Annotated in this window: 14 protein-coding genes; 4 read left to right on the top strand and 10 right to left on the bottom strand. The window is 74.7% G+C overall.

Going from position 1 to position 17,189, the window contains the following annotated elements; all coding sequences use genetic code 11:
• Positions 1–2: 2 nt before the first annotated feature.
• From zwf to pgl, 3 genes are read left to right on the top strand one after another with little or no spacing between them, the layout of a single operon-like run.
• A complete protein-coding gene (gene zwf / locus ACHZ99_RS01440; protein WP_420302434.1) occupies positions 3–1,532 on the top strand; it encodes a glucose-6-phosphate dehydrogenase in 1,530 nt (509 codons plus the stop codon).
• A complete protein-coding gene (gene opcA / locus ACHZ99_RS01445) occupies positions 1,529–2,608 on the top strand; it encodes a glucose-6-phosphate dehydrogenase assembly protein OpcA (protein ID WP_420302435.1) in 1,080 nt (359 codons plus the stop codon). Before zwf ends, opcA begins: the two co-directional genes overlap by 4 nt.
• Positions 2,605–3,387 carry a 6-phosphogluconolactonase gene (pgl, locus tag ACHZ99_RS01450; protein WP_420302436.1) on the top strand — a complete coding sequence of 261 codons (783 nt, stop codon included), beginning with the start codon at positions 2,605–2,607 and terminating at the stop codon, positions 3,385–3,387. The genes opcA and pgl overlap by 4 nt, the downstream gene beginning before the upstream one ends.
• Before the next feature lie 328 nt (positions 3,388–3,715).
• Here the strand turns inward: pgl and ACHZ99_RS01455 are convergent, their stop codons facing one another.
• Positions 3,716–4,840, bottom strand: coding sequence for a BadF/BadG/BcrA/BcrD ATPase family protein (locus tag ACHZ99_RS01455; protein WP_420302437.1), 1,125 nt, complete (start codon positions 4,838–4,840; stop codon positions 3,716–3,718).
• A 122-nt stretch (positions 4,841–4,962) separates the two neighbouring features.
• Here ACHZ99_RS01455 and ACHZ99_RS01460 point away from each other — a divergent pair, with 122 nt between their 5' ends.
• Positions 4,963–5,724, top strand: a complete 762-nt coding sequence (locus tag ACHZ99_RS01460) for a sugar isomerase domain-containing protein (RefSeq protein ID WP_420302438.1) — start codon at positions 4,963–4,965, stop codon at positions 5,722–5,724.
• Here ACHZ99_RS01460 and ACHZ99_RS01465 read toward each other — a convergent pair.
• The 9 genes from ACHZ99_RS01465 to ACHZ99_RS01505 form a co-directional block, all read right to left on the bottom strand.
• The gene (locus tag ACHZ99_RS01465) at positions 5,694–6,761 is read right to left on the bottom strand and encodes a PP2C family protein-serine/threonine phosphatase (protein ID WP_420302439.1); all 1,068 of its coding nucleotides are present in this window, start codon (positions 6,759–6,761) and stop codon (positions 5,694–5,696) included. The two genes, ACHZ99_RS01460 and ACHZ99_RS01465, sit on opposite strands and share 31 nt — an antisense overlap.
• A 60-nt stretch (positions 6,762–6,821) precedes the next feature.
• A complete protein-coding gene (pgi, locus tag ACHZ99_RS01470; protein WP_420302440.1) occupies positions 6,822–8,474 on the bottom strand; it encodes a glucose-6-phosphate isomerase in 1,653 nt (550 codons plus the stop codon).
• A 10-nt stretch (positions 8,475–8,484) separates the two neighbouring features.
• Complete coding sequence (locus tag ACHZ99_RS01475) at positions 8,485–9,747, bottom strand: MFS transporter (protein WP_420302441.1); 1,263 nt, start codon at positions 9,745–9,747, stop codon at positions 8,485–8,487.
• Between the two features lie 237 nt (positions 9,748–9,984).
• Positions 9,985–10,320 carry an RNA polymerase-binding protein RbpA gene (locus tag ACHZ99_RS01480; RefSeq protein WP_420302442.1) on the bottom strand — a complete coding sequence of 112 codons (336 nt, stop codon included), beginning with the start codon at positions 10,318–10,320 and terminating at the stop codon, positions 9,985–9,987.
• Between the two features lie 92 nt (positions 10,321–10,412).
• Positions 10,413–10,643 carry a preprotein translocase subunit SecG gene (gene secG, locus ACHZ99_RS01485; protein ID WP_420303171.1) on the bottom strand — a complete coding sequence of 77 codons (231 nt, stop codon included), beginning with the start codon at positions 10,641–10,643 and terminating at the stop codon, positions 10,413–10,415.
• 150 nt (positions 10,644–10,793) lie between these two features.
• The gene (tpiA, locus tag ACHZ99_RS01490) at positions 10,794–11,579 is read right to left on the bottom strand and encodes a triose-phosphate isomerase (protein ID WP_420302443.1); all 786 of its coding nucleotides are present in this window, start codon (positions 11,577–11,579) and stop codon (positions 10,794–10,796) included.
• Between the two features lie 8 nt (positions 11,580–11,587).
• Positions 11,588–12,808 carry a phosphoglycerate kinase gene (locus tag ACHZ99_RS01495; RefSeq protein WP_420302444.1) on the bottom strand — a complete coding sequence of 407 codons (1,221 nt, stop codon included), beginning with the start codon at positions 12,806–12,808 and terminating at the stop codon, positions 11,588–11,590.
• Between the two features lie 188 nt (positions 12,809–12,996).
• Positions 12,997–14,001, bottom strand: coding sequence for a type I glyceraldehyde-3-phosphate dehydrogenase (gap, locus tag ACHZ99_RS01500; RefSeq protein WP_420302445.1), 1,005 nt, complete (start codon positions 13,999–14,001; stop codon positions 12,997–12,999).
• Positions 14,002–14,202: 201 nt separating this feature from the next.
• Entirely contained in the window at positions 14,203–17,169 is a 2,967-nt protein-coding gene (locus ACHZ99_RS01505; protein ID WP_420302446.1) for a M14 family zinc carboxypeptidase, read from the bottom strand.
• Positions 17,170–17,189 lie beyond the last annotated feature (20 nt).

The following is a 17,189-nucleotide window of genomic DNA, read 5'->3' on the forward strand; positions in this document are numbered from 1 at the left end:
CGGTGACGGCCTCCGGCACCAACCCGCTGCGGGACCCGCAGGACCGGCGGCTGCCGCGGATCGCGGGCCCGTCGGGCCTGGTGATCTTCGGCGTCACCGGCGACCTGTCGCGCAAGAAGCTGATGCCCGCCGTGTACGACCTGGCGAACCGGGGGCTGCTGCCGCCCGGCTTCTCCCTCGTCGGCTTCGCCCGCCGCGAGTGGGAGAACGAGGACTTCGCGCAGGTCGTGCACGACTCGGTCAAGGAGCACGCCCGCACGCCGTTCCGCGAGGAGGTGTGGCAGCAGCTCTCCGAGGGCTTCCGGTTCGTCCAGGGCGACTTCGACGACGACGCGGCCTTCGAGCGGCTCCGCACCACCATCGAGGACCTGGACAAGGCGCGCGGCACGGGCGGCAACTTCGCGTTCTACCTCTCCGTGCCGCCGAAGTTCTTCCCGCTGGTCGTGCAGCAGCTCAAGGAGCACAACCTGGCCGACCCGGCGGGCGGCTCCTGGCGGCGCGCGGTCATCGAGAAGCCGTTCGGGCACGATCTGAAGAGCGCCGAGGAGCTCAACCGGATCGTGCACGAGGTCTTCGAGCCCGACCAGGTCTTCCGCATCGATCACTACCTGGGCAAGGAGACCGTCCAGAACATCCTGGCGCTGCGCTTCGCCAACACGATGTTCGAGCCGCTCTGGAACCGGTCGTACGTCGACCACGTGCAGATCACCATGGCCGAGGACATCGGCATCGGCGGCCGCGCCGGCTACTACGACGGCATCGGCGCGGCCCGCGACGTCATCCAGAACCACCTGCTGCAGCTGCTGGCGCTGACCGCGATGGAGGAGCCGACGGCCTTCGACGCGCAGCCGCTGGTGGCGGAGAAGATCAAGGTGCTGGAGTCGGTGCACCTCCCCGCCGACCTGGCCCGGCACACGGTACGCGGGCAGTACACGGCCGGCTGGCAGGGCGGCGAGAAGGTCCGCGGCTACCTGGAGGAGGAGGGCATCGACCCGAAGTCCGGGACCGACACCTACGCCGCGATCAAGCTGGAGATCGACAACCGCCGGTGGGCGGGCGTGCCGTTCTACCTGCGCGCCGGCAAGCGGCTCGGCCGCCGGGTCACGGAGATCGCCGTCGTCTTCCAGCGGGCGCCGCACCTGCCGTTCGACACCACCGACACGATGGAGCTGGGCCAGAACGCGCTGGTGATCCGCGTCCAGCCGGACGAGGGCATCACCGTGCGGTTCGGCTCCAAGGTGCCGGGCACCTCGATGGAGGTGCGGGACGTGACGATGGACTTCGCCTACGGCGAGTCCTTCACCGAGTCCAGCCCGGAGGCGTACGAGCGGCTGCTGCTGGACGTGCTCCTCGGCGACGCCAACCTCTTCCCGCGGCACCAGGAGGTCGAGCTGTCCTGGAAGATCCTCGACCCCATCGAGGAGCACTGGGCCGCGCACGGCAGGCCCGAGCCGTACACCGCGGGCACCTGGGGGCCGAGGGCGGCGGACGACATGCTGGCACGAGACGGACGGAGCTGGCGGCGGCCATGAACATCGACCTCACCGAGACCACCTCGGCCCAGATCAACTCCGCGCTCGTCGGCGCCCGGCGGGCCACCGGCACGCCGGCCGTCGGGATGGTGCTCACCCTCGTCATCGTCACCGACGAGGGCAACCACTACGACGCGCTCAAGGCCGCCAGCCAGGCGTCCAAGGAGCACCCGTCGCGCATCCTCGTCGTCATCAAGCGCCCCGGCCGCTCCCCGCGCGAGCGCGCGCTGGCGCGGCTGGACGCGGAGGTGCGCGTCGGCAACGAGACGGACACCGGCGAGACGGTGCTGCTGCGGCTGCACGGCGAGCTGGCCGGGCACGCGGCGAGCGTCGTGCTGCCGCTGCTGCTGCCGGACGCGCCGGTGGTGGTGTGGTGGCCGGAGGACGCGCCGGAGAACCCGGCGGAGGACCTGCTCGGCAAGCTCGCCACCCGCCGGATCACGGACGCGGCGGCCTGCGAGGACCCGGTCGGCGCGCTGCGCCAGCGGGCCGCGGCGTACGAGCCCGGGGACACCGACCTGGCGTGGACCCGGATCACGCCGTGGCGCAGCATGCTGGCGGCGGCGCTGGACCAGCGGCACGCGACCATCGAGTCGGCGGTGGTGGAGGGCGAGGAGTACAACCCCTCCACGGAGCTGCTGGCGCTGTGGCTGGCGGACCGGCTGGGCGTGCCGGTTGAGCGGACGGGCTCGCCGGGGCCGGGGCTGACCGCGGTGCGGCTGCTGACGACGGACGGCGTGATCTGCCTCGACCGGCCGAACGGGGCGCTGGCGGAGCTGGCGGTCCCGGGGCAGCCGGAGCGGCACGTGGCGCTCAAGCGGCGGACGACGGCGGAGCTGATCGCCGAGGAGCTGCGGCGGCTGGACCCGGACGAGGCGTACGCGCACGCGGTGGCGTACGGCGTGGAGCGGCTGGCGCCGCCGGGAGCGGTGGAGCGGGCCGTCGCGGGCTCCGCGGCCGCGGAGGCCCCCGCTGCGGCCACGGAGTCCGCGGAGTCCGCGGAGTCCGCGGCGGCCGGCGGGAAGAGGAAGCGGCCCGCGAAGAAGGCGGCGCCGGACTCGAAGCCGTCCTCGTGAGCGCGCCGCAGATCGTCGTCCACCGCGACCGGGAGCTGATGGCCGAGGCCGCCGCCGCCCGGCTGATCACCAAGGTCGTGGACGCGCAGGCCGCCCGCGGCGCCGTCTCGGTCGTGCTCACCGGCGGCCGCAACGGCAACGGCCTGCTGGCCGCGCTCGCCGCCGCGCCGGCCCGGGACGCGGTGGACTGGTCGCGGCTGGACCTGTGGTGGGGCGACGAGCGCTTCCTGCCGGCCGGCGACCCCGACCGCAATGCGACCCAGGCGCGCGCCGCGCTGCTGGACGCGGTGCCGGTCGACCCGGCGCGGGTGCACGAGATGCCGGCGGCGCAGGCGGAGTTCGGCGCCGACGCGGACGCGGCGGCGGCCGCGTACGCGCGCGACCTGGCCGCCGCGGCGCGGCCGGAGGACCACGGGCCGGTCCCGGCGTTCGACGTGCTGCTGCTGGGCGTCGGCCCGGACACGCACGTCGCGTCGCTGTTCCCGGAGCTGCCGGGGGTACGGGAGACGGAGCGCACGGTCGTCGGCGTGCACGGGGCGCCGAAGCCGCCGCCGACACGGATCTCGCTGACGCTGCCGGCGATCCGCGCGGCGCGGGAGGTGTGGCTGCTGGCGGCGGGCGAGGACAAGGCCCGGGCGGCGGCGATGGCGCTGTCCGGCGCGGGCGAGATCCAGACCCCGGCGGCGGGCGCGCGCGGCCTCCGGCGGACGCTGTGGCTCCTGGACCGCCCGGCGGCGGCCCTGCTGCCCCCGACGCTGTACCCGCCGGCGTCGCCGTAGCGCGCGCTGCGGCGGCCCCGGGCGGAGGGAGACACCGCCGCGGGCGGCGCCTTGCGGCCCCGCGACCGGCCGCCCGGCCGGAAGGGAAGCGGCACCCGGCCCGAAGCGACGCGCGGCGGCAGCCGGGCGCCCGCCCGGAGGCGCCCGTCAGCACCGCCGTCGTCGGCGGGCCCTGGGCAGGGGCGGCCGGAGGCAGCCCCCGGCCCGCGGCGGCCGCACCGCCCGAACGCGCCGCGCGCCCCGGGGCGCGCGGGACGTCGCCGGGCCGGGAGCGGATCTCCCCCACCGCCCCCGCCGTGCGCGGCGAGGAACCCGCCCCCGGCTCGCGTCAGCGGATCGCGCGCGCCAGCGCGACCGCGCCGGCCAGGCCGTCCGGGACCGGGGCCGGGGTCAGGCCGTACGCGCGCATGCGGGCGGCGAAGCGGGGCAGCAGCGGCCCGCCGGGGCCGAGGAGGCCGCCGGTGGTGACCAGGGGCTCGCCGGGGACCGGCGCGTGGACGGCGGCCGTCTCCGCGAGGCGGTCCGCGGCCTCGTCCAGGATCGCCGCGGCCACCGCGTCGCCCGCCTCCGCGGCCCGCACGACCACCGGGCACAGCCGCGCGATCGCCATCGGCGCCCCCGCGAACCCGGCGTCCACGAGCGCCATCCGCACCCCCGCCGACCGGGACCCGGTACCGAGCGGCGCCGCCGTGGGACCCCGGCCCCGCCCGCGCGCCCCCGCCGCGCCCGGCCCGTGCCCGTCCGGCCCGTGCCCGTCCACCGCGCCCGACCCGGCGCCGCCCGACTCCGGCGCACCCGGCCCGCCGCCCGCCTGCGCCGTCCCTTCCGCACCCCCGCCCCCGCCGGCCCCTGGCCCTCCGCCCGTCGCCGCCGCCAGCAGCTCCGCCAGCGCCGTCGCCGGCCCGCGGCCGTCCAGCGCCCGCAGCGCCGCGCGCAGCGCCTCGCGGGCGATCCAGAAGCCGCTTCCCTCGTCGCCCAGGAGCCACCCGTGGCCGTCGGTCGACGCCGTCTGCCGCCGGTCCGCGATCCGGGACGCCGACGCGCCCGTGCCCGCGATCACCACCACCCCGGACGCCGGCGCGCCCGGTCCCGCCGCGAAGGCGATCTCCGCGTCGCCGCACACCCGCACCGGCGCGGCCCCCGCCCCGCTGCGGCGCAGCGCCGCGCGCAGGGCCGCGTGCACCACCCGCGTGCCCCTGTCGTCCGGGTTCCGGGGGTCCGCGCCCGCGACGCCCGCCACCACCGCCGCGACCGTCCCGGCCCCCGCGCCCGCCGCTTCCGCCAGCGGCGCCACGCACGCCGTCAGCCGCTCCGTGAGCACCTCCGCCGGCACCGACCGCGGGTTCCCCGCCCCCGCCGACGCCGTGCGCAGCACCGCGCCCCCGGCGGCCGGCGCGAGGGCCGCGCGGAGGCTCGTACCGCCCGCGTCGATGCCGATGACCAGCTTCTCCATTGCCCGCTCCCGGTGGTCGACGCCCCGCCGCGGCCGCACCCGCACCCTTGACGGGCCGTACGCGACTGCCTGAGATTGACCCCGCGTACGGCACGTTGTCCAGACCACTCCCGGGAGCCCCGATGACCGACAAGCCGATCAGCGCAGCCGCCTTCACCGCCGCCGCCCTGGCCTCGCTCCGGCGGGTGGCGGAGGGGCAGCGCGCCGAGGTCGACGCCGCCGCCCGGGTGTTCGCGGACGCGCTCGGCGGCGACGGCGTGGTCCAGGCGTTCGGCACCGGGCACTCCGAGTCGCTGGCCACCGAGATCGCGGGCCGGGCCGGCGGCTTCGTACCGACGAACAAGATCGCCCTGCGCGACCTGGTGATCTACGGCGGCGAGCCCCCCGAGCTGCTCAGCGACGCCAGGCTGGAGCGCGACCCGGGCACCGCGCGCCGGCTGTACGAGCTGGCCGCGCCGGCCCCCGAGGACGTCTTCGTCATCGCCTCGAACTCCGGCATCAACGGCTGCGTCGTCGAGATGGCCGCCGTCGTCAAGGAGCACGGCCACCCGCTGATCGCGATCACCTCGCTGGCCCACGGCGCCCGCGCGGAGTCCCGGCACCCCTCCGGGGGGCGGCTGACCGACCACGCGGACGTGGTCCTCGACAACGGCGCCCCCTTCGGCGACTCCGTGCTCACGCTGCCGGGCGGCGGCACCGCGTGCGCGGTGTCGTCGATCACCGGCGCGCTGCTGGTGCAGCAGGTCGTCGCCGAGGCGGTCCGGCTGCTGCTGGAGCGGGGCGCGACGCCGCCGGTGTACCTGTCGGCGAACATCCCGGCGGGCGACGAGCACAACGCCGCCCTGGAGGCCCGCTACGCGGGCCGGATCCGGCGCGGCGCGTAGCGCAGCAGCACCAGCGCCGAGTCGTCGTGCAGCTCGGGCGTCCAGTCCGCCAGGTCGCGGCGCAGCGCCGCCAGCACCTCCGCGGGCGGGCCGTGCCGCGGCCCGCGGGCGTAGTGCTCCGCCAGCGGGAAGAACTCGCCCGCCGCGTCGCGCGCCTCCAGCACGCCGTCGGTGACCAGCAGCAGCTCGTCGCCCTCGGCGAGGACCACGGTGCTCTCCTTGACCTCCGCGACACGCTTCGTCAGGCCGAGGCCCAGCGGCGGGCCGCTGTACACGTCGGTCTCGCGTACGCGCCCGGCGACGGTGCGCAGCAACGGCGGCGGATGGCCGTGGCTGAGGGCGCGGCACACGCCCTGCGGCGAGATCGTCAGCAGCAGGACGGTGGCGAAGCTCTCGGGGCCGCCGTCCCGCGCCAGGCTGCGGTCCATGCGGGCGGCGATCCGGTCCAGCTCCGGCTCCTCGTACGCGGCCTCGCGGAAGACGCCGATGACCATGGCGGTGGTGGGGATGACGGAGAGGCCGTGGCCGCGCACGTCGCCGATGACGACGCGCACGCCCCAGCGGGTGTCGAGCACCTTGTAGAAGTCGCCGCCGATCATCGCCTCGTCCGCGGCGGAGCGGTACGAGTGCGCCACCTGGACCGGCCCGGCGCGCCCCGGCGGCGGAGGCAGCAGGGCCCGCTGGGCGACGTTGGCGACCCGGGTGACGTTCACCAGCCGCCGCTCCCGCGCGAGGCGCTCGTGGTGGACGGCGAGGCCGATTCCGACCGCGATGACGATGGCGGCGACGCGGGCCCAGAACTCCAGGTCCAGGTGGAAGTTCCACCAGCTCAGCAGGGCGGTGACGGGCAACGCGACCGCCCCGGAGACGAGGATCGCGGTCCGGGAGCCGTTGACCGCGACGAACACCGGAGCGACCGCGAGCAGCGTGGCCATCGAGTGTCCGCGCCCGGTCGCCAGGTCGACGGCGGTGGCGGCGGCGAAGTACACGCCCACGATCCAGTAGGACCAGGAGGAGGTTCCGCGCAGCACCCGCATCCCTCCAGGCTGCCGCGCGGCCCTCCGCCCCGCGAGCCGAGCGCCGCCGGACGCCGCAGGTCAGCGCCCCCGCAGCGCCCGGTAGGCGTCGACGAGCGCGACGGTCGAGCCGTCCAGCCCGGGCACGTCCGCGCCGTCGGTGAGCGCCGGCTCCAGCCGCTTGGCCAGCACCTTGCCCAGCTCGACGCCCCACTGGTCGAAGGAGTCGATGTTCCACACCGCGCCCTGGACGAAGACCTTGTGCTCGTACAGGGCGACGAGCTGCCCCAGCACCGAGGGCGTGAGGCCGTCGGCCAGGATCGTCGTCGTCGGGTGGTTTCCCGGGAATGTACGGTGCGGCACCTGCGCCGCGGGCACGCCCTCGGCCGCCACCTCCGCCGCCGTCCTGCCGAAGGCGAGCGCCTGGCCCTGGGCGAAGAGGTTGGCCATCAGCAGGTCGTGCTGCCCGGCCAGGTCGCCCAGCTCGGCGACGGGCCGGGCGAAGCCGATGAGGTCGGCGGGGATCATCTTCGTGCCCTGGTGGAGCAGTTGGTAGTAGGCGTGCTGGCCGTTGGTGCCGGGCGTGCCCCAGACCACCGGCCCGGTCTGCCAGCCGACCCGCTCGCCGCCGCGGTCGGTGGCCTTGCCGTTGGACTCCATGTCGAGCTGCTGCAGGTAGGCGGTGAACTTCGACAGGTAGTGGCTGTACGGCAGGACGGCGTGCGACTGCGCGTCGAAGAAGTTCCCGTACCAGATGCCCAGCAGCCCCAGCAGCAGCGGCGCGTTGTCCTCCGGCGGCGCGGTGCGGAAGTGCTCGTCGACGAGCCGGAAGCCGGCGAGCATCTCCCGGAAGGCGACCGGGCCGATGGCCACCATCAGGGACAGGCCGATGGCGGAGTCGTACGAGTAGCGCCCGCCGACCCAGTCCCAGAACTCGAACATGTTGTCCGTGTCGATGCCGAACTCGGCGACCTTCGCGGCGTTCGTCGACAGGGCGACGAAGTGCTTGGCGACCGCCTCGTCGCCGGCGCCCAGGCCCGCCAGCAGCCAGCGCTTGGCGGCGGCGGCGTTGGTGATCGTCTCGATGGTGGTGAAGGTCTTGGAGGCGATGACGAACAGCGTGGTCTCGGGGTCGAGGTCGCGCACGGCCTCGTGCAGGTCGGCGCCGTCGACGTTGGAGACGAAGCGGACGGTGAGGTCCCGCTCGGTGTAGGCGCGCAGCGCCTCGTACGCCATGGCCGGGCCGAGGTCGGAGCCGCCGATGCCGACGTTGACGACGGCGCGGACCGGCTTGCCGGTGTGGCCGCGCCACTCGCCGGAGCGGACCCGGTCGGCGAAGGTGGCCATGCGGGTCAGCACGTGGTGCACGCCGGGGACCACGTCGGTGCCGTCCACCTCGACCGACTCGGCGCTGGGCGCGCGCAGCGCGGTGTGCAGCACGGCGCGGTCCTCGGTGATGTTGATCTTCTCGCCGCGGAACATGGCGTCGCGCAGCCCGGCCACCCCGGTCGCGGCGGCCAGTTCGCGCAGCAGGCGCAGCGTCTCGTCGGTGACGAGGTGCTTGGAGTAGTCGAGGTAGAGATCGCCGACGCGGAGCGTGTACCGGCGGCCGCGCTCGGGGTCGGCGTCGAACAGCTCGCGCAGGTGCGTGGCGCCGAACTCCTCGCGGTGCTTGGCGAGGGCGTGCCACTCGGGGGTCTGGTCGAGCCTGGTGCGTGACGTGGTGTCGGCCATGGCACCCAACCTAATTGATCCCGGAGCGCGCCGCCGGTCCGAGCGTGAGCACCGCCAGGCCGACGAGCGCGGCGGCGGCGAGCGCCGGGGTGTTCATGCCGTACGAGCCGGCCAGCACCCCGCCGAGCACGGCCCCGAGCGGCACGACGGAGACCGCCAGGGTGCGGAACGCGGCGCTGACCCGGCCGATGGCGCCCGCGGGGCTGCGCCGCTGGAGGACGGTGACCTCGGTGGCGGTCCAGAGCATCCCGGCGAAGCCGAAGACGGCGAGCGCGGCGCCGGCCGCGGGCAGGCTGCGTACGGTGCCGAACGCCGCCAGGCACGCCGCCTGCGCGAGGCCCGCCCCGACCAGGGTGCGCGCCTCGCCGAGGGCGGCGGCGACGCGGCCCGCGGCCACGCCGCCGGCGACGCTGCCGGCCCCGTACGCGGTGAGCGCGAGGGCGTAGCCGGTGGCGCCCGCGCCGAGCCAGCCGGTGAGGTGCAGGACGAGCGTGGCGACGAGGGCGCCGATGCCGGTGTTGGCGACGGCGGTGGCCGCGCAGACGCCCCGGAGCACCGGGTCGCGCCACAGCGCGGCGAGGCCGTCGCCGATGTCGCGGCGCAGCGGAGTACGGGGCCGCGCGGCGGCCGGTCGCGGGGCGGTCCGGTGCGGCAGGCCGGCGACGAGGACGGCGGCCAGCAGGTACGTGACGGCGTCCACGGCGTACGGCACAGCCGCCCCGGCGCCGACGAGCACGGGCACCAGCGGGGTGCCGGCGAAGCGGTGCACGGCCTCCTGGCCGGCGAGCAGCCGCCCGTTGGCGGTGCCGAGCGCCGCGGCGGGCACGACGGCGGGCAGCAGGGCGGTGGCGGCGTTGTCGAAGACGGTCTGGAGCGCGGTGAGCGCGAAGGCGAGGACGAGGAGCAGGGCGATGCCCGCCCGGTCCAGCCACACCGCGAGCGCGAACGCGGCCATGAGCAGGCCGCGCAGCACGTCCACGGTCCACATGGCGCGCCGCTGGTCGACCCGGTCGGCGAGGGCGCCGCCGAGCAGCCCGAAGAGCAGCCAGGGCAGGTGTCCGCAGGCGGTGACGAGCGCGACGAGCAGCGCGGAGTCGGTCAGCTCGACCGCGAGCAGCGGCAGCGCGGCGCCCCGCAGGGCGTCGCCGAAGCGGGAGACGACGGCGGCCGACCACAGCCGCCCGAACCCTCCCCCTACGCCCTGCGGGCGTGGGGGCACCCCCACGCCAGGCGGTGCGGCGGCGTCCCGCGGGGGTGTGGCCTCAGCGGCCATCGGCGGACCCCGGCACACCCGGTCTCGGGGCGGCACTTCGCCGTGCGGGGAACGGCACCGGACGCCCGCGGGTACCGCGCACGCGCGGCCGCGCGCCGTGGGGGGACCCGCCCTCCGGGCGGACGACGGGGGTGTGGGACGGCTCCTCGGATCGCATGCCGGGACCGTAGGCGCGCCCGGCGGGCGGCCGCCTCGGGCGGTTGCCCTATCCGCCGCCTCAGATCGGCGGCCGGTCGGTCAGATCTCGCCGCGGAGCTTGGCGAGCGCCTCGGCGAGGATCGCCTCGCCGTCGGCGTCGCTGCGCCGCTCACGCACGTAGGCGAGGTGGGTCTTGTACGGCTCGGTCCGCGGCGGGTCGGGCGGGTTGTCCCGGTCCTGGCCCGCCGGGAAACCACAGCGCGGGCAGTCCCAGGTGTCCGGGATCTGTGCGTCGGAGGCGAAGCTGGGCCGGGTCTCGTGCCCGTTGGAACACCAGAAGGGGACCCGCAGGCGGGGCGCTGACTCGCCTCGCTCCGCCTCGCCCATCGGCCCGGCGCCGACCCGGCTTCCCCGGATCGCGTTGCCACTTGCCACGGTCGTAACTCCCTGCGTGAAATGCGGCGAGGCATCGTCGGCGACCCCGCCGCGGGCGCCCCAGTCTACGTACCGTCAGCCGTCGTGGTGGCTCAGCTGTCGAACTTCATCAGCAGGCCGAGCACGACGATGATGGCGAACCAGATCAGGCCCACGACCACCGTGATCCGGTCGAGGTTTCGCTCGGCGACGGAGGAGCCGCCGACGGAGGACTGCATGCCGCCGCCGAACATGTCGGACAGGCCGCCGCCCTTCCCCTTGTGCATGAGAACGAGCATCATCATCAGCCCGCTGAAGATGATCAGGGCGATGGAGAACGCCACGGTCACGGCTTTTCCAACTCTCTCGGTGACGGACGGGTACGGAAGGGGGCCGGCGCGGTCGTCCCGCGTGCCCGGCCCCCGACAGCCTACGCCGAACAGGCGGCCCGGGCCTACTCCCCGGCCTACGGAGAGTGGGCCCGGGGTCACGGGCTACTGGTCGCGGAAGCGGACGATCTTGACGAACTCGTCGGCGTCCAGGGAGGCCCCGCCGATCAGCGCGCCGTCCACGTCCGGCTGCGCCATGATCGCGGCGACGTTGCCGCTCTTCACGGAGCCGCCGTACTGGATGCGCACCGCGGCCGCCACCTCGTCGCCGTACAGCTCCGCCAGCCGCCGCCGGATCGCGCCGCAGACCTCCTGCGCGTCCTCCGGGGTGGCGACCTCGCCGGTGCCGATGGCCCACACCGGCTCGTACGCGACGACGACGCTCTCCGCGTCCGCCGCGGGGACGTCCTTCAGCGCGCCGTCGAGCTGCGCGAGGGTGTGCGCGACCTGCTCGCCGGCCTTGCGCACCTCCAGGCCCTCGCCGATGCACAGGATCGGCGTGATGCCGTGCTTGAAGGCCGCCTTGACCTTGGCGCCCACGAGCGCGTCGTCCTCGCCGTGGTACTGCCGGCGCTCGGAGTGGCCGACGACGACGTAACGGCAGTGGAGCTTGGCCAGCATGGGCCCGGAGACGTCGCCCGTGTACGCGCCGGAGTCGTGCGGCGAGATGTCCTGGGCACCGTACTTGATCTTCAGCTTGTCGCCGTCCACGAGCGTCTGCACCGAACGCAGGTCGGTGAACGGCGGCAGGACGGCGACCTCGACGGCCTCGTAGTCCTTGTCGTGCAGCGCGAACGCGAGCTTCTGGACGTGCGCGATGCCCTCAAGGTGGTTGAGGTTCATCTTCCAGTTGCCCGCCATGAACGGGGTACGGGTCGGCTTGTCACTCATCGTTCGGGTCAGTCCTCCAGTGCGGCGAGGCCGGGGAGCGTCTTGCCTTCGAGGTATTCGAGGCTGGCGCCGCCACCGGTCGAGATGTGGCCGAACGCGTTCTCGTCGAAGCCCAGGATCCGGACCGCGGCGGCGCTGTCGCCGCCGCCGACGACGGTGAACGCGGAGCTGTCCAGCAGGGCCCGCGCCACGGCGCGGGTGCCCGCGGCGTAGTCGGGGTGCTCGAAGACGCCCATCGGCCCGTTCCAGAAGACCGTGGCGGCGTCGGCGATCTTCGAGGCGAAGAGCCGGCCGGACTCCGGGCCGATGTCCAGCCCCATCATGCCGGCGGGGATGGCGTCGGCCGGTACGGTCTCGGGCTCGGTCGGCGCCTGCGCCTTGACGTCCGGGAACTCGCGGGCCGCGACCACGTCGACGGGGAGCACGAACTCCACGCCGAGCCGCTCGGCCCGGGCCAGGTACTCGCGGACCGCGGGCACCTGCTCCTCCTGCAACAGGCTGGCGCCGACCTCGTAGCCCCTGGCCTTGAGGAACGTGTACGCCATGCCGCCGCCGACGAGGATGCGGTCGGCCTTCTCCAGCAGGTGATCGATGACCCCGAGCTTGTCGGAGACCTTGGCGCCGCCGAGCACGACCGCGTACGGCCGGGCGACGTCCTCGGTGAGCCTGCGCAGGACGCCCACCTCGGTGGCGATGAGGTGGCCGACGTAGTGCGGCAGCCGGGCCGGCAGGTCGTACACCGAGGCGTGCTTGCGGTGCACGGCGCCGAAGCCGTCGCCCACGTACACGTCGGCGAGCTCCGCCAGCTCGTCCGCGAACGCGCCGCGCTCGGCGTCGTCCTTCGCGGTCTCGCCGGCGTTGAACCGCAGGTTTTCGAGCAGCGTGACCTCGCCGTCGCCGAGCCCGGCGACGGTGGCCTTCGCGCTCTCGCCCACGGTGTCCGTGGCGAACTCCGTCTTCTTCGCGGAGTCCCCGAGCAGTTCGCCCAGCCGGCGCGCCACCGGCGCGAGCGAGAAGGCCGGGTCCGGCGCGCCCTTGGGGCGGCCGAGGTGAGAGGCGACGACCACCCGCGCGCCGGCCTCGGCCAGCTTGGCGATCGTCGGGGCGACGGCGCGGATGCGGCCGTCGTCGGTGATGGCGGTGCCGTCCAGCGGCACGTTGAGGTCGGCGCGGACGAAGACCCGCTGGCCGGCGACGCCTTCGCCGAGGAGGTCGTCGAGCGTCTTCATGGAGACTCCTGCGTCACTGCTGACGCCGCCCGCGCACCGCCGCGTAGCGGCGCGCACGGCGGCCCGGTCGTCGGAACGAGCGGGGCCCGCCGCCCTGCGGCGGCCGGGCCCCGGCCCACGTGAACTGCGCGGGGAGCCGCGGCGCCCCGGCTGCCGTGCGGCGTGGCCGGCACGGCGGGTGCACCGCCCTAGAGCCGCTCGCCGACGAAGGTGGTGATGTCGACCAGACGGTTGGAGTAGCCCCACTCGTTGTCGTACCAGCCGACGATCTTGACCTGCTTGCCCTGCGCCATGGTCAGCAGGGAGTCGAAGGTGCAGGACGGCGGGGTGTTGACGATGTCCGAGGAGACGATCGGGTCCTCGGTGTACTCCACGATGCCCTTCAGCTGCCCCTCGGCGGCCTTCTGGTACGCGGCGTTGACCTCGTCCTTGGTGACCTCGCGGCTCAGCTCGACGACCAGGTCGGTCACGGAGCCGGTGGGCACCGGGACGCGCATGGCGATGCCGTCCAGCTTGCCCTTGAGCTGCGGGAGGACGAGCGCGGTGGCCTTCGCGGCGCCGGTGGTGGTCGGAATGATGTTCTCGGCGGCGGCGCGGGCGCGGCGCAGGTCCTTGTGCGGGAAGTCCAGGATGCGCTGGTCGTTGGTGTAGGCGTGGACGGTGGTCATCATGCCCTGCACGATGCCGAAGTTCTCGTCCAGCACCTTCGCCATCGGCGCGACGCAGTTCGTCGTGCACGAGGCGTTGGAGATGATGTGGTGCGCGGAGGGGTCGTAGGAGTCCTCGTTGACCCCCATCACGATGGTGATGTCCTCGCCCTTGGCGGGCGCGGAGATGATGACCTTCTTCGCCCCGGCGGCCAGGTGCTTCTTGGCGTCCTCGGCCTTGGTGAAGATGCCGGTGGACTCGATGACGACGTCCACGCCCAGCTCGCCCCAGGGCAGGTTCGCGGGGTCGCGCTCGGCGAGCATCTTGATGGGGCGCCCGTCGACGGTGATGGCGTCGGCGGTGTGGCTCACCTCGGCCTTGAGCTTGCCGAGCAGGGTGTCGTACGTGAGCAGGTGTGCGATGGTCGCGGCGTCACCCAGGTCGTTGAACGCCACGACCTCGATGTCCGCACCCTGCTCCAGGATGGCGCGGAAGTAGTTGCGGCCGATGCGGCCGAAGCCGTTGATGCCTACGCGGATCGTCACGAACCGATCTCCTCGTTGGTACGCCGGTCCTTCATCGACCGGTGCTCTGACTGGGAATCCCCGACCACATCCGACCCTACCGCTTCCACCCCCTCGTGGCGGCCCGGACCCCGCCGGTGACGCGGACGGCGGCCCGCACCCCCCGGTTGGGCTGCGGGCCGCCGCCGCGGTCCGGCGTCGTCGCCGGTCAGCGGGTGTGCGTCAGCGCCTCAGATGGGACAGGGCGCGGCTCAGAAGAGCGGCTCGTGCGGCCCGGTCGTCCAGGTGCTCGACGCCGAAGCCGACGAGGACGGTGTCGCGGGTGGCGACGGCCCCGTAGCTCTCGAAGAGCTTGCCGGAGCGGGTCCAGTCGGCGTCCGCCGGCGGGCTGCCGGGCGGCGGGCCGGGCGTCGACCAGGCGCCGAGTCCGCTCTCGAATCCCTCGGCGCCGGTCGCGGCGCCGCCGACGACCACGGCGGTGTCGTCGACGAGGACGCCGCTGCCGCCGCTGCCCGGGTCGGTGACGTACGACAGGGACAGCTCGACCTGTTCGCCGGCGTAGGCGGAGAGGTCGTACGAGACCTCCTGCCAGCCGCCGGAGGAGTCGGTCAGGCCGTGCCAGGCGCCGCTGGTGCCACCGGCGGTGCAGCCGTCGGCACCCTGGGTGAGGTAGTGGCGCAGGAACGGGTGGGCCCTGATGAAGAAGCCCTCGCCGCACTCCTCGGGCACCTCACCGGTGGTGGCCCCGCCGGCCTCCGGCAGCGTGGTCCAGTCGTCGCCGCCGGCGGTGCGGGCCTCCAGGAGCACGAAGTCGTAGCCGGCCTCGGTGTCCCAGTTGAGCGCGGTCCGCAGCGCCGGCGCCTCGGCGGCGGTGACGCCGGTGAGGTCGACGGTGCGGGTGAGCCGCTGCCAGTCGTTGTTCTCGTGCCCGGCGACCGCCATCCACTCGCCCTCGTACGGCGCGTACGGGTTGACGCCGCCCTCGTACGCGCCCGCCGGTGCGGACGCGAACTGCGGGAAGTCCGCCGGGGGCAGGGTGTCGGAGGTGACGGTGTACGCCCCGGCGCCGTCCAGCGGGTTGCCCGCGGCGTCGCCGAGGCCGCCGGCGGCGCCGCGCAGGGCGCCGGCGCCGGTGAAGCCGTCGGGGCCGACGGTGGCGGAGCGGGAGTAGGCGCCCAGGTAGTACTGGCTGAAGTCGTCCGTCTCGGCCCGGCCGACGACCGCCTCGCCGCCGGCCCGCTCGCCGGCCTCGACCAGCTTGCCGCCCTCGTTGAGGTAGGCGCGCAGGGCGAGCTGGGTGTCGCCGCCGGGGGCGCCGGCGCCGGTGTAGTGGACGACGGCGCGGAAGTGGCCGAGCACGCCGAGGGCGTGCGGCGGCCCCTGGGTCGCGACGTCCCAGACGGCGGCGGAGCGGCCGGAGGCGCGCAGGGCGTCGACGTAGGTGCGGGCGTGCTCGGCCTTCGCGCCCTCCTCGGCGACGACGAGCGTGCCGGCGCGGGGGCGTTCGGCGACGGTGAACGTGAAGTGCTCGCTCGCGGTGCGCTCTCCGGCGCGGGTGCGGCCGGTGAACCAGACCTCGACCTCGTCGCCGGGCTCGACGTCCTTCACCTCGGCGCGGTACTCGTCGAAGCGGATGTTGTCCTCGCCGCCGTAGGTCTCGCCGCCCCGCCAGGGCCTGAGGTGCCGGTCGCGGGTGCGGCCGTCGTTGACGCGGTAGTTCAGCTCCTTGTGCCGGACGGACTTGCGGGCGACGACGGAGACCTCCTGGTCCGCGTCGTGGCGGCCGCGGGCGTAGGAGACGTCGAAGGCGTCGACGGTGAAGTCGGGGGCCTCCGTGCCGACGGCGGAGGACGGCCGGTCGGGGTGGGCGGCGGTCTCGGCGACGGAGAGGGCGAAGGGGATGTTCTTGGCGAACTCGTCCTGGATCAGCTTCTCGTCGTCGGGGAAGTTGAAGCCGGACTGGCAGTCCGCCGGGTTCCAGGCGTCGTCCGGATCGAGTTCGGACGCCGTCCGGCACGTGGTCATCTCCGGGGTGAACATCATCATCCCGTTGACGTTGGCGGCGTGGCCGTCGGATTCGCCGTTGGTGGTGTACAGCTCGGAGGAGACCTGGGGGCGGTAGCCGGGCACGGCGGGGTTCTCCGGGGTGCCGGCGAGCGCGCGGTAGAGCACGTCGTCGGGGGTGTCGGTGGCGACCTGCCAGCCGACGCCGTAGAGGATCAGCTCGGCGGCGGAGTGGTAGTTGATCCCGAACTCGAAGCCGATGCGCTTCTGGAACCTGTCCAGGGCGCGGGTCTCGGGCTCGGACATGGGCCCGGGCCCGCGGTAGGTCTGGCTGCCGGGGCTGGGCGAGGAGCCCTCGTTGTCGTAGCCCCACTTGTAGGCGAAGTTGCGGTTCAGGTCGACGCCGTCGCCGGTGGTGTACGCGCCGTCGCCGTTGACGTCGCGCATGTTCTTGCGCCAGAGGCGCTCGCCGTCGGGGTGGTGGGTCCAGTCGTAGCCGTCGGGGTTGGCGGAGAGGACGAACCACAGCTCGGTGGTGTCGACGATGCGGGTGAGCTTGCGGTCCTCGCCGTAGCCGTCGAGGAAGTGGTGCAGCAGCCGGCGCGTCATCTCGGGGGTGATCCACTCGCGGGCGTGCTGGTTGGACAGGTACAGCACGGCGGGCCTGGCGCCGTCCCGGACCTTCCTGGCGCCCTTCGTGAGCTTCAGGGCGAGGATGTCCCGGCCCTGGAGGGTCGTGCCGATCGACACGAGCTTGGTGAGGTCCGGGTGCTCCCGGGCGATCCCGGTCAGCTCCTCCCGGAGCCCGCCCGGACCGCTGTACGGGCGGAACACGCCGTCGGCCGCGGCCTCGGTGCGCGCCTTCGCGCGGGCGGGGACCTTGCGCTCGGTGAGGTCGACGCCCTGCCGCTCCAGACCGGCCGCCTGGGCGTCGGTCAGGAACAGCTCGACCTCGGCGGTGCCGCGGGCGGGGGCCCGTTCACCGAGTTCGTGGGCGTCCTGCCCGGCTGCCAGCAGCAGCGGGACCTGGGCGCGGGTGACGTCGGCGGTGAAGACCTTCACCTCGTCGTCGGTGGCCGCGGCGGTGGCCGGGTCCGGCCCGGCGGCGCCGGCCGCGGGCGCGGCGGCGAGGCCGCCGAGCAGCAGGGCGGCTGATGCGAGGATCGCGCTCGCTCTTCGTCTCATGTGCCCCTCTTCGGGTCGTC

The sequence above is a fragment of the Streptomyces sp. MAR4 CNX-425 genome, from assembly GCF_048656465.1.
Taxonomy (GTDB): Bacteria; Actinomycetota; Actinomycetes; order Streptomycetales; family Streptomycetaceae; genus Streptomyces.

Excerpts from the sequence above, each read along its gene's own strand:
- opcA (WP_420302435.1), top strand. The coding sequence starts at position 1,529 with ATGAACATCGACCTCACCGAGACCACCTCGGCCCAGATCAACTCCGCG.
- ACHZ99_RS01455 (WP_420302437.1), bottom strand. The coding sequence starts at position 4,840 with ATGGAGAAGCTGGTCATCGGCATCGACGCGGGCGGTACGAGCCTCCGC.
- ACHZ99_RS01460 (WP_420302438.1), top strand. The coding sequence starts at position 4,963 with ATGACCGACAAGCCGATCAGCGCAGCCGCCTTCACCGCCGCCGCCCTG.
- ACHZ99_RS01465 (WP_420302439.1), bottom strand. The coding sequence starts at position 6,761 with ATGCGGGTGCTGCGCGGAACCTCCTCCTGGTCCTACTGGATCGTGGGC.
- pgi (WP_420302440.1), bottom strand. The coding sequence starts at position 8,474 with ATGGCCGACACCACGTCACGCACCAGGCTCGACCAGACCCCCGAGTGG.
- ACHZ99_RS01475 (WP_420302441.1), bottom strand. The coding sequence starts at position 9,747 with ATGGCCGCTGAGGCCACACCCCCGCGGGACGCCGCCGCACCGCCTGGC.
- tpiA (WP_420302443.1), bottom strand. The coding sequence starts at position 11,579 with ATGAGTGACAAGCCGACCCGTACCCCGTTCATGGCGGGCAACTGGAAG.
- ACHZ99_RS01495 (WP_420302444.1), bottom strand. The coding sequence starts at position 12,808 with ATGAAGACGCTCGACGACCTCCTCGGCGAAGGCGTCGCCGGCCAGCGG.
- ACHZ99_RS01505 (WP_420302446.1), bottom strand. The coding sequence starts at position 17,169 with ATGAGACGAAGAGCGAGCGCGATCCTCGCATCAGCCGCCCTGCTGCTC.